At 37.6% G+C, this 10,543-nt stretch carries 16 protein-coding genes and 1 pseudogene; 9 read left to right on the top strand and 8 right to left on the bottom strand.

Annotated features, from left to right (window positions below):
* The 5 genes and pseudogenes from ACFINS_RS08725 to ACFINS_RS08745 all read right to left on the bottom strand — a co-directional run.
* Positions 1 to 319, bottom strand: a pseudogene (locus tag ACFINS_RS08725) (hypothetical protein); the annotation flags it as partial.
* 84 nt (positions 320 to 403) lie between these two features.
* Positions 404 to 928, bottom strand: coding sequence for a hypothetical protein (locus ACFINS_RS08730; protein WP_375651416.1), 525 nt, complete (start codon positions 926 to 928; stop codon positions 404 to 406).
* A 290-nt stretch (positions 929 to 1,218) separates the two neighbouring features.
* The gene (locus ACFINS_RS08735) at positions 1,219 to 1,608 is read right to left on the bottom strand and encodes a hypothetical protein (protein WP_375651415.1); all 390 of its coding nucleotides are present in this window, start codon (positions 1,606 to 1,608) and stop codon (positions 1,219 to 1,221) included.
* Positions 1,609 to 1,827: 219 nt separating this feature from the next.
* Entirely contained in the window at positions 1,828 to 2,961 is a 1,134-nt protein-coding gene (locus ACFINS_RS08740) for a hypothetical protein (RefSeq protein ID WP_375706098.1), read from the bottom strand.
* Positions 2,951 to 3,424 carry a crossover junction endodeoxyribonuclease RuvC gene (locus tag ACFINS_RS08745; protein ID WP_375651413.1) on the bottom strand — a complete coding sequence of 158 codons (474 nt, stop codon included), beginning with the start codon at positions 3,422 to 3,424 and terminating at the stop codon, positions 2,951 to 2,953. Before ACFINS_RS08745 ends, ACFINS_RS08740 begins: the two co-directional genes overlap by 11 nt.
* Positions 3,425 to 3,500: 76 nt before the next feature.
* On the opposite strand from ACFINS_RS08745, the gene ACFINS_RS08750 reads away from it, so the two are divergent.
* Positions 3,501 to 4,136 carry a hypothetical protein gene (locus ACFINS_RS08750; protein ID WP_375612671.1) on the top strand — a complete coding sequence of 212 codons (636 nt, stop codon included), beginning with the start codon at positions 3,501 to 3,503 and terminating at the stop codon, positions 4,134 to 4,136.
* Positions 4,137 to 4,334: 198 nt separating this feature from the next.
* Here the strand turns inward: ACFINS_RS08750 and ACFINS_RS08755 are convergent, their stop codons facing one another.
* From ACFINS_RS08755 to ACFINS_RS08765, 3 genes are all read right to left on the bottom strand, one after another.
* Positions 4,335 to 4,631, bottom strand: coding sequence for a hypothetical protein (locus ACFINS_RS08755; RefSeq protein WP_375706099.1), 297 nt, complete (start codon positions 4,629 to 4,631; stop codon positions 4,335 to 4,337).
* Positions 4,632 to 4,772: 141 nt separating this feature from the next.
* Positions 4,773 to 5,099 (bottom strand): dATP/dGTP diphosphohydrolase domain-containing protein, encoded by a 327-nt coding sequence (locus tag ACFINS_RS08760; RefSeq protein WP_375610982.1) that lies wholly within the window; start codon positions 5,097 to 5,099, stop codon positions 4,773 to 4,775.
* Positions 5,100 to 5,673: 574 nt separating this feature from the next.
* The gene (locus tag ACFINS_RS08765) at positions 5,674 to 5,997 is read right to left on the bottom strand and encodes a hypothetical protein (RefSeq protein ID WP_375635087.1); all 324 of its coding nucleotides are present in this window, start codon (positions 5,995 to 5,997) and stop codon (positions 5,674 to 5,676) included.
* 113 nt (positions 5,998 to 6,110) lie between these two features.
* Between ACFINS_RS08765 and ACFINS_RS08770 the strand changes: the two genes are divergently transcribed.
* The 8 genes from ACFINS_RS08770 to ACFINS_RS08805 all read left to right on the top strand — a co-directional run.
* The gene (locus ACFINS_RS08770) at positions 6,111 to 6,437 is read left to right on the top strand and encodes a hypothetical protein (protein ID WP_273721234.1); all 327 of its coding nucleotides are present in this window, start codon (positions 6,111 to 6,113) and stop codon (positions 6,435 to 6,437) included.
* 245 nt (positions 6,438 to 6,682) lie between these two features.
* On the top strand, positions 6,683 to 7,063 hold the full coding sequence (locus ACFINS_RS08775; protein ID WP_375706100.1) for a hypothetical protein: 381 nt from the start codon (positions 6,683 to 6,685) through the stop codon (positions 7,061 to 7,063).
* A 113-nt stretch (positions 7,064 to 7,176) separates the two neighbouring features.
* Complete coding sequence (locus tag ACFINS_RS08780; RefSeq protein ID WP_375706101.1) at positions 7,177 to 7,740, top strand: hypothetical protein; 564 nt, start codon at positions 7,177 to 7,179, stop codon at positions 7,738 to 7,740.
* The gene (locus tag ACFINS_RS08785) at positions 7,737 to 8,198 is read left to right on the top strand and encodes a hypothetical protein (RefSeq protein ID WP_375706102.1); all 462 of its coding nucleotides are present in this window, start codon (positions 7,737 to 7,739) and stop codon (positions 8,196 to 8,198) included. Before ACFINS_RS08780 ends, ACFINS_RS08785 begins: the two co-directional genes overlap by 4 nt.
* Positions 8,199 to 8,203: 5 nt before the next feature.
* Positions 8,204 to 8,605, top strand: a complete 402-nt coding sequence (locus tag ACFINS_RS08790; RefSeq protein WP_375613985.1) for a hypothetical protein — start codon at positions 8,204 to 8,206, stop codon at positions 8,603 to 8,605.
* Entirely contained in the window at positions 8,599 to 9,030 is a 432-nt protein-coding gene (locus ACFINS_RS08795) for a hypothetical protein (protein WP_375651409.1), read from the top strand. Before ACFINS_RS08790 ends, ACFINS_RS08795 begins: the two co-directional genes overlap by 7 nt.
* A gap of 442 nt (positions 9,031 to 9,472) precedes the next feature.
* The gene (locus ACFINS_RS08800; RefSeq protein WP_375651408.1) at positions 9,473 to 10,267 is read left to right on the top strand and encodes an ERF family protein; all 795 of its coding nucleotides are present in this window, start codon (positions 9,473 to 9,475) and stop codon (positions 10,265 to 10,267) included.
* A gap of 1 nt (position 10,268) precedes the next feature.
* Positions 10,269 to 10,543: YqaJ viral recombinase family protein (locus tag ACFINS_RS08805; protein WP_375651407.1), on the top strand; the 275-nt coding region annotated here is incomplete at its 3' end.

Below are 10,543 nucleotides of genomic sequence, written 5' to 3' on the forward strand. Positions count from 1 at the left end.
TATCATAAACATGAGCTCCAAAATACACGCGGGTTTTATCATATACATGCGCATTGCCATAAACAAAACCACCAATGACAGCGTTGCCATATACCCTTGCATTTTCGTAAACACGACCAGATTTTACAACACAAGCATTATCATAAACCCAGCAATTGCCATCATGAGAAAGGTTATCTTCCTTTTCAATAAAGCCGCCTAAATCACCAGCTTTAACATCAGCAAAGTCTTTTAAAGCACGAATGCGGTATAAAGTAATCCCTTTAACGTGACTTTCATTTATAAGCTCATATTTTTTAGATACATTTTTAGTGGTCATAGGTAGCTCCCTAATCTAATATTCAAACAAATTTTTAAATGAAATGGTTATAAGGAGGCGCCCCCGCCGCGCCCGCGCCGTTATTTAAGCTGTTTTCCTATGAGGACGACACATAACAAAGCAAATTTCACCATAAGGAGAAAGGCGTTCTGTATAAACATTATTCATTGTGTCACCACAAATATTCTTAGTAACAATAGCCATGCCACATGCATTGGCATTTTCATAAACATGCACTTTACTTACAATTTTTGCACTATCGAAAACATGGGCATTATCATACACATGGGCATTGGCAAAAACCTTTGCTGAATCGTAGACGCGAGCATTACCATATACAAAACCACCAACACCTGCATTGCCATAAACCTGCGCATTTTCGTAAACACGACCAGGGCTCACAACAATGGCCTGATCACCAACCCAGCAATTACCATCATGGGAAAGATTTTCTTCAGATTCAATATAGCCACCAAGTTGACCAGCTTTAACATCACCAAAATCTCTTAACGCCTTAATGCGATAAAGTTTTTTACCTTCGCGAAGAATTGTTTGATTGGTGAGTTGATATTTTGGAGAAGTTTCTTGATTTTTAACTGTAGCGTTCATGCTAGTAATCCTTATCAATGAAGTTTTTAATTAACAGCCCATAAGGGCGTCGGGTGCTAAAAACACGGTGATAAGTCCGCCGCTATGCTTTTCCCTCGCGAAGGGTATTGTATGGCATAGCTACACCCGACATAACCGTTATATGCCAATGATAGCATAAAAGAAAGTCAGTATTTTGAAGATGGGAAAAACCTTATCGTGGTTTATCCGCTTATCACAAGTGTTTTTAGCACTTGTTGACCTTTCTAAACGAACCTTTCCTTAATGTCAATACGTATTTTTTATTTTTTTCACTTTTTTTCATTTTGATACCTACCTAATTGAATACCAAGTGCTTTCTCTAGCTCGTTGTCTATATCATCATAAGTTTTCACTGCTTTAACTGTACGTTTTTTGATTTCCCTATTCACCTCGTCTATCAACGCTTCGCAACTCAATACGCTTCTTGGCAAATCACCACCGTATATCCAAGCTTTCACTTGCGCCTTGGTACTGTAATCAACATTCTCAGGCATCTCATGATACTGACCACCGTCAAATTCTTCATATTCTCTTGTACCATCATCATATTCGTAAAGATTGTAAAAATACTCTGCTACCCCTAATCCCCATGGGGCATGCCCCACCGCTGTTGCAACAAACTTTTTCCCCCCCTTCTGTTTACGTTTTTTTAAAAACATCTGGTTTAATATCCCCTATCTAAATCCATAACTTTACCAATGGGTTTATTTGCCTCAAAATGGACCGTACAGAAGCGTTTTTAATTTCAATGTGGTTTTTATCACAAAATCTTTAAATCGCTCTGTACGGTGCCTTTCTGTCAATTTAAACGCATATATATTCTCAAAATCATCAGCAAACTTCACTACTTTGCTGTTTTTTCGGATCCATAAGTGTCTTTAAGCGTAGATCGCTGTTGCAAGTTGATTGAAGCTTTCTGAAAGGTTATTTGCGAAATTGTTTGACGGTGGTTTATAACATGCGCTTTCATATAGTTTTTTCACTTCTGATTTTTTGTGTTTCTTAATTACCAATCCATATTCTGGATGCGTAATCCAATTATCCCAAGCGCTTTGCCAATCGCGTTCATTTGCATTGTGACATGGATTGGTTTTTGAAAAGCGTACAAATTTTTCAAATTCTGATAAGGCTTCATCATGCGTTAATCCTTGTTCAGTTGCGTATTGAAAATCGGGTTTGAAATCTTCTAGTATTCTTTCAACTTCTTGTTTTTCCCTTATTTTCTTTGTTCCTTCAAAAAAGTTTGCTTTCTCTGGAAAATAAGCAGGCATTATCTTATCAACGATTTCTGAAAGTTGTTTTCCAACCTTTTTAACTTTTCGTGAAGGCAATTTCGCAATCATCGCTTCGTTAATTTGCCATCGGTTGTTAACTTCGTTTGAAAGATTGATATTTTGCTCGCGAATGATTGGTTGTTTGGTTTCTATCGTTTTGATTTGCTCTGATTGAACATCATCACACTCGATTGGCTCGTCAACCAAATCGTTTGTTTCTAAATTTTCAAAATCAATTTCTCTTTTTGATAAAATAATATTTTTATTTTTTTTGTTATTGTTATTGTTAATGTTATTGTGCATTTCCAAGCATTGCTCGTGCATTGCGTATGCATTGCTTGTGCATTGCTCATGCATTGCACGTGCATCATCATTACTTTTATCTTTGTTTTTATCCCATCTATCTTTTGCTGCTTTTGAAGCCTTTTCCGAAGCTTTATCTAAATTCTCATTAGAGTTATTGAGTTCTTCCTCAACATCTAAATTCCACAAGCGACCATCTGCTAAACGAATGAAATATCCTTCTTCAAGCAAAACATTCAGTGCCGCTTCAAACTTCTTCACTGAATAACCAGTGTAATGAGATAAAACTTTAATATTATAAAAAAGAGGTTCACCAGTATGCAACATACGTAACCGTAATCGCATATAGATATTGCCCTCTACAGCAGGCAAATAATCAACAACTATTGCCCACTTGTCTGCAAAAAGCCTCGTCCATGGCAACTTAGTTGACATACCCCAATTCCCTTTCTTTAACTAAATATAAAATTGCTAAAGCATCTGCTTCGTTATCATCTTTCGGATTGTGCCCTTTTGCACGCACCGCCTTAATCATCTCTTCTTTCGATGCATTCCCCTTGCCTGTCGTCGCTTTCTTAATCGTACTTACTTGTATCCCCTCATACGGTATCTGATGCTGTTCACACCACGCCGTTAACGTTGCTAACAAACCACCGTAAACATGCGCTGCATCTGTACCTTTATGACGCCTCACCTCTTCAAAATACACCACGTCAATTTGACCTGCTGTCTGCTTTATTTCTGATAGCCATTGCTTAAAGCGCAAGTAACGCATTCCACCGCCTTCAAAACGGCGTGATTGAAAATTCACGGTACCACTGAACATGTCACCACTTGCACCACGTATCGCCCACCCCGTTTTGGTACCTAGATCAAAACAAAGAATCGTGTTAATCACAGCGCCACTCCATACAAAATGTATTTTATAAGATTGTTTTTTTTCCGAAAATGAAGGAAAGAAGGGTGTATAGGATATGGAAACAATACTTAAATGGATAAGTGCATTAGATACTACTGTCATTGCTATTCTTAATGGAATTTTCCTTTTTTGGTTTAGAAAACAAGACTTAAAAAAAATAGATGAACAAATAAAGCACCTTGAAAGCCAAGCTGAAACGGCAAAAAAACATCTCACCATCTTATGGCAAGAAAAAGAAACGCGAGACTTAGGTCCAAATCTAAAGGTTGTTATAGATGGGAAACCATACGCATATAGGAGCGGTAAAGATTTCTTTATTAGAGTAGATGTAATCATAAAAAATCCTACAAAATATTCAATAAAAATGAATAATTTTCAGATAGATAAAAAAAGTCCGTTTGCATTTGTTGAAGGTGGTTCTATAGATCATGTAATAGCTTTTACCCCTGAGAATGAAAAATACATGGGGTTTGAAAGCCCTTTTAGAGCAGACTTAAACTCTCAGGACATATGCGGCTATTTTAGTCTAAAAAGACATGAAAAAGCACTATTTACTCTCACAGTTCGCCACCTCAAACCAAATATCGAAACTGTACCAATCTTTATCATTGAACACACTTCATCAAATCACCCAGAAAGAGTGGTTCAAACTAAGTTTTGGCCTAGCTTTTTTCTATCTTTTGAAGAATAGAAAATGTTAGAAGGAGATAATTTTTGAATTATCTTTTCTTGCTCGTGTATTATTTTATCTTTTTCCATTATCTCATCTCTTAAATTTTGTGTCTTTTTATAGCAGTAATAAACGTGATAAAGTGCCACTACGTTACAAATTATTAATGTGATATATTTAGATAAATACTTAATTTCTTCTGGACTCATCCCTCTCACCTCACTTACTTTTCTTCTTATTCTTATGAGGCGGCGCTTTTACTGCTTCATCACGCTGTTTAAGCTCTTGTGTTAGTCTTTCAACTTCCTCGTCGCGTGATTGAACATCTGCTTTTAGTGTCCGTATCTTTTCACTTTTCCGTGTAAACTCTTCTCGATACGCATCTATACTTTGTTTTAGTTCTTCAGTCTTTTGTTTCAGTTGTTTAATTTCCTTGTCACGTTCTTCAAGATCCGCATCACATTCATCAATTGTCTGCTTGCTTTCCTTTAAATACCTAAACTCATTCTCTTTCATTTTTTTCTTAAGATCTTGAACCTGCTCTTTAAGCGCCTTAACTTGGTCGCGATAATGCAATACGAAACATCACTCCGCTTAAGAGCAAAACTGAAACCACTGCTATCCATAAAATCTCATTCGAACTCATCTTTATCTCCTTTAATTTTTATGAGGGCGGTCATCATGACCAATCTGTTGTGCTTCGCATTCCATTAAAAAAAGAATGCAACAAGCCGCATGTGCCAAGTGTGATAAATCACTCTCAGCATCCTTATGCTCTCCACCAAACCATGCTAATAAATGACGTAAAGCAGCACCGTGTAACCTGCTCCAGTGCATGCCATTACGCCAATTGTTTGCTCCGTACTTCTTTGCCCCAAACTCTAAAACTTTACCAATTTCAAGCAGTGCCAACGGCGGTATAAGCTCTACACGAGGCTTACCATCATCATTCTTATGCGCTTCATTTGCATTATGTGAACACATATAAACTCTGTCGCCACCATATTCTTCAGTGCCGCAAACATATGCATTTCCATAAATCTTGGCCTTACCATAAACCACGGCATGACCGAACACCTTAGCAGCATCACAAACCTTGGCATAACCACAAACCTTGGCGTTGCCATAAACCTTGGCGCTGCCATAAACATGGATATTATCGTAAACGTAAGCATTACCAAAAACCGCAGCCTCATCACAAACCTTGGCATTGCCAAATACATGCGCATTACCACAAACCTTGGCGTTGCCATAAATCGCAGCTGCTAAAAGAACATTGGCATTCTCATAAACACGGGCATTGTCATAAACATGAGAAAAACCAAGAACCTTGGCATTGCCAAAAACACGTGCATCACCATAAACCCATGCCCTATTCCCAACCCAACAATCGCCCTCATGAGAGAGGTTGCCTTCACTCTCTACAAAACCACCAACATCACCTGCTTTAACTTTTCCAAAGCTTCTCAATGCACGAATGCGGTGAAGAGTTTTTCCAGCAAACTCAATTGTTTCATCAGTAAGTTCGTATTTCTTTTCTACAGCCATCATCACCTCCTTAAGGCTGCAAAGTCTCACGCGCGCTATCAACGCCGGAACTTTTTGCAAATGTAGTCATTGGGGGGTGTTGCTCTTGCATTAATCTCTGCAAGCGCTCGGGATAAAAAAAATCTTCTGGACGCAAATCTATCCCATGATCACGTGCGTAATTCAAAAGCATAATTTGGTATTTAGCTGGTATAATTCCGCCTTTACCCTCTAGTTTTTTTAAAGGATAAGTCCATTTATAAACAGCAGACACATGGCATTGAGAAATCAATGACACACGTTTCGCACCGCCTAAATATTTTATAATCGTACCTGCTGAATTTTTGATATTCATTTTAATTTCTCTATTTATCAAACAGGCATTTATTCGATTTTAGAAAAAATGTCAACATTTTTTCTAAAATAGAAATGTTGATATTTTTTAAAACAATAGGAATATTGATAAGTATGGATATTCAAAAAGAAATAAAAATTTGGGCAAATGAAAAACTTAAAACAATGGGTCATGGGTCCCGAACTGAATTAGCTAAACATATGGGACTTCATACATCTGTTGTATCTAAGATGCTTTCTGTCGATGATGATAAAGAAAGTAGAAGCATATCTGCTGATGAACTCGTTAGATTAACTTCATTTTTTAAAGCTCTCCCCCCTCATTTTATACCCGATAATTGTGATGATTATTTTTTAAAATTATATTCCTCGGCAAAGCCAGAGCATAGAAAAGCCGTCATTTCTTTTCTGCGATCTTTGCAAGAAGAAGATGGAAAATAACCACCCGTTTTTGCTCATTTGTTAATGACGAAAATATTTTTAGAGCTTTTTTAGACTGCTTCATACAGAATTTTCTCCACATTGAAATGAAAATTAAATTACTTTTTTGTGTAGACTATTTGTCTATCACTAAAAAAATTTTTTTCTGTTTTAGAAAAATTATATTGACTTATTCTAAAATCGAAAATATGTTCACTCCATATCTTAGAAAATAACTTTTGCCAATAGGCTGTATGGAGGCATTTGTGAATAAACCAGTGTTTATAAATTCTGATGAAATTCTCTTAGTGATGTGCGAAAATGAAGAGCAAAATCTCGCTAAATCTGGTCCTTTCTTAGAAGAAAGTGACATGATCAAATTTATCGACCAAGCCGATAATGCTGTCCAAATTTTGCGTATTGAACCAACGACTAATCATTGCGAAGATATCTCTGAAGATATTGCCGAATTCTATCTTAAAGAATGTGAAGAGCAGTGTTTCAACGGAAACATTCCTCACGATTTTATTCTACACAGCACAGCATACGGTTTTTTTTTAGATGATATAAAACAGCGCGAATATGATGATGCAATGTATGGTTCTTACGAACAACAACACCGTTTGCGTCCTTGTGATGTTCTTTAAAAGCTAAAGGCGTTTTTAAAAGACGCCACCTTTTCAAAAAATTCACCCCACAATGCAATGCCGTTCTTTTGCAAGAACGACAAAGGCAGAATCTAACTTAAAGGAGTAAAACCATGGAAAAAAAATACGAATTTACTGATGAAACAATCGAAGTTGGGGGCAAAATCCTTCACCGCATTCGTGCACTGAGAGATTTGGGGGACGTCAAGAAAGGTGATCTTGGCGGCTATATCGAGAAAGAAGACAATCTAAGTCATCATGGTAATTGCTGGATTGGGGATTATGCAAAAGTTTATGGTAATGCCAAGGTTTTTGGTAATGCTAAGGTTTACGAAAATGCACAAGTTTACGGTTATGCACATGTTTACGGCAATTCTCGTATTTATGGCAAAGCAGAAGTTTTCGATGAACCATGCATTTACGGTCATGCAGAAGTTTACGGTGATGCACATATTTGCGGTGAACCGCACGTTTTCGATAATGCAGAAGTTTATGGCAATGCACAAGTTTACGAAGAGCCACACATTTACGATAGGGCGCGTGTTTACGGCAATGCAGAAGTTTCCGGTGATGCGCATGTTTACGGTCATGCAAAAATTTACGGTGCAGCATGTGTATGTTGGGACGACTGGATTGATGGCAATAAAAGAATCTCAACTGGAGAAAAGACCAGATGAAAAAATACGAACTTACTGATGAAATAATTGAGTTTGGGCGCAGAACGCTCCGCCGCATTCGTGCACTGAGAGACTTTGGATATGTCAAAAAAGGTGACCTCGGCGGTTTTATAGAAAAAGAGAGCAACTTAAGCCATAAGAGAGACTGTTGGATTTTTGGCAATGCACAAGTTTACGATAATGCCAAAGTTTATGATGATGCGCGGGTTTATGGGAATGCACAAGTTTATGGCAATGCACAAGTTTATGATTATGCCGAAGTTGGTGGTGCTTCTGTTGGAGATAATGCCAAGGTTTTTGACTATGCGCGGATTTATGGGAATTCTGCTATAGGGGAAAGTGTACACGTTTACGGAAATGCTAAAATTTACAATCAAGCATATATTTGCTGTCGTGTAGACATTGCTGGAAATTGTAAAATTAGTGGCTCCACCGTAATCGTAGAACGTGAGAAATAGTAATCATGGAAAAGAAGTACGAACTTACTGATGAGAAAGCTGAGTTTAAAGGGGTAACTCTTCACCGTATCCGCGCTTTAAGAGACTTTGGAGTTATTAAAAAAGGTAATTTAGGCGGCTTTATAGAACATGAAAACAACCTATCGCATCATGGTAATTGCTGGGTAGGTGGTAATGCATTCGTCTTATCTTGTGCTTGCGTTTACGATAATGCTCAAGTTTATGATGATGCTGAAGTTTATGGTAGTGCACGAATTAAACATAATGCACATGTTTACGGTTTTGCCGAAGTTTATGGAATGGCAACAGTTTCCGGTAATGCACGTATTTATGGCGACGCAAAAATTTATCGTGATGCGGATATTGATGGCGATAACGTCATGTCCACTGGAGAAAAAGCATGGTGAAAAAATACGAATTGACTAATAAAACAATCGAAGTTGGGGGCAAAATCCTTCACCGCATTCGTGCATTGAGAAGCTTCGGAAAAATCAAGAAAGGTGACCTAGGCGGCTTTATAGAAGGTGAGAGCAACTTAAGTCATGAAGGAGACTGTTGGGTTTATAATGATGCCATGGTTTATAGCGGTGCAAAAGTTTACAACAATGCCAAGGTATTTGATAACTCAAAAGTTTGTTATTTTGCAAATATTTATGAAAATGCAACAATTCATCATAACGCAAAAATATATGGTGGTCGTATTTTTGGAAAAGCACATGTTTACGAAAATGCAAGTGTTCATTGCAATGCAGAAGTGTATGGTAACGCACACATTTACGGAGATTCAGAGGTTCGTGGAGGCAGTATTATCACAACGAGCGAGAGAAGATAATTATTATGTATAGATATGAAATTAAACCTACTTTGTGTTCGCAGTTAGTTGTGAGAAATACCCACAATCCAGGTGAACTTTGTATAACGATCTCTGGAGATAAGGGCGAGCCCTATGTAGATACCATAATCTCTAAAGACAAAATAGATGCCTTCTTAAGTGAAGAGAATATCGTGCCAATGGAACTCATAGGATCGCAATGCTTTGCATTTTCATACGAATTCAGACCGTTTGCATGCACTAGATTTGAAATGATACCACCCAATTCAGATGAATCTTTCTTGTTGACGCTATATTCTGATCATTGTGCATATATAAAACGCATTCCAATTGATCGGATTGTACAACCTGTAAAGACAAAACTCTAACACCCCAAAACCAGCCTTTTAACACAAGCGTGATTCACGCCACGGGTGAATTGCGCGCAATGTAGGAAATCAAGATGAGTGAACAAAACACTAACCTAATAGAAACTGAAGAAACACATCATGTAGCCGTCGAACAAACTGTCATGGAACGTATTTTAAATAAAGCCTTAGACAGTGACGTCGATATGGATCGCTTAGAGCGTCTTCTTGATTTAAGAGAACAAGAGATAAAACGACAAGAGCGCCAAAATTTTGTCCGTGATCTTTCGGCTGTGCAAATGGCATATAAAAATATCGAACAAAACGCCATTAATAACCATACAAACAGCAAATACGCTACACTTGATCAGTACATTGATGCTGTAAAGAAAGGGCTTGCAACATACAAATTTGCTTTGTTTTATCGTATTAAAAATCAAACAGAAAAAAACGTTACCATAGAAATAACTCTGTCTCATCCTTCAGACAATCAAATCTCAACAGAAGGAACATTTCCAATTGACAGTACAGGCTCTAAAAATAGCATACAATCACTTGGTTCCACACTTACCTACGCACGAAGATACCTATTAGGCATGCTTCTTAATTTAGCAAGTAAAGAAGACGATACAGATGGAAACCCGCCTATTAAAAAGGCTTTTCCACAACAGATCAATGAAATCAGAAGACTCATAGTACAAACCCAAGCAGAAGAAGAAAAAATACTTGCTTATGTCGACGTCAAAAAGCTTGACGATATGTCTGAAGGACAAGCACAAACGGTATTGCATCTTTTGAAAAAGAAACAAAACAAGCAAAAGGTAGAAACAGATTCTACTATACAAGATGCCGATATAGCAACGCCACAAGAACAAAGAACGGCGGTGTGAGATGGAACAAAGAACAGCAGAATGGTTCCAAGCGCGCTTGGGTAAAGTCACCGCATCTAATGTTTACAACATTATCAGTAAGACAGCAAAAGGATTGCCTACGAGCAAATATGAAGACTACAAAATCAAACTCATAACGGAGCGCTTAACAGGCGAAACAAGCCCTTATTATGAAACTGAAGATATGAGATGGGGTATTGAACATGAAGAAGATGCCTTGAGAGAATATGGCTTCATTTATGATGCCAATATAACAAAGTGCGGCTTTATCCAACA

It is taken from the genome of Bartonella sp. AA2SXKL (assembly GCF_042197205.1).
Taxonomy (GTDB): Bacteria; Pseudomonadota; Alphaproteobacteria; order Rhizobiales; family Rhizobiaceae; genus Bartonella.

Excerpts from the sequence above, each read along its gene's own strand:
- ACFINS_RS08800 (WP_375651408.1), top strand. The coding sequence starts at position 9,473 with ATGAGTGAACAAAACACTAACCTAATAGAAACTGAAGAAACACATCAT.
- ACFINS_RS08735 (WP_375651415.1), bottom strand. The coding sequence starts at position 1,608 with ATGTTTTTAAAAAAACGTAAACAGAAGGGGGGGAAAAAGTTTGTTGCA.
- ACFINS_RS08785 (WP_375706102.1), top strand. The coding sequence starts at position 7,737 with ATGAAAAAATACGAACTTACTGATGAAATAATTGAGTTTGGGCGCAGA.
- ACFINS_RS08740 (WP_375706098.1), bottom strand. The coding sequence starts at position 2,961 with ATGTCAACTAAGTTGCCATGGACGAGGCTTTTTGCAGACAAGTGGGCA.
- ACFINS_RS08755 (WP_375706099.1), bottom strand. The coding sequence starts at position 4,631 with ATGAAAGAGAATGAGTTTAGGTATTTAAAGGAAAGCAAGCAGACAATT.
- ACFINS_RS08790 (WP_375613985.1), top strand. The coding sequence starts at position 8,204 with ATGGAAAAGAAGTACGAACTTACTGATGAGAAAGCTGAGTTTAAAGGG.
- ACFINS_RS08760 (WP_375610982.1), bottom strand. The coding sequence starts at position 5,099 with ATGTGTTCACATAATGCAAATGAAGCGCATAAGAATGATGATGGTAAG.
- ACFINS_RS08770 (WP_273721234.1), top strand. The coding sequence starts at position 6,111 with ATGGATATTCAAAAAGAAATAAAAATTTGGGCAAATGAAAAACTTAAA.
- ACFINS_RS08765 (WP_375635087.1), bottom strand. The coding sequence starts at position 5,997 with ATGAATATCAAAAATTCAGCAGGTACGATTATAAAATATTTAGGCGGT.
- ACFINS_RS08795 (WP_375651409.1), top strand. The coding sequence starts at position 8,599 with ATGGTGAAAAAATACGAATTGACTAATAAAACAATCGAAGTTGGGGGC.
- ACFINS_RS08730 (WP_375651416.1), bottom strand. The coding sequence starts at position 928 with ATGAACGCTACAGTTAAAAATCAAGAAACTTCTCCAAAATATCAACTC.
- ACFINS_RS08750 (WP_375612671.1), top strand. The coding sequence starts at position 3,501 with ATGGAAACAATACTTAAATGGATAAGTGCATTAGATACTACTGTCATT.
- ACFINS_RS08780 (WP_375706101.1), top strand. The coding sequence starts at position 7,177 with ATGGAAAAAAAATACGAATTTACTGATGAAACAATCGAAGTTGGGGGC.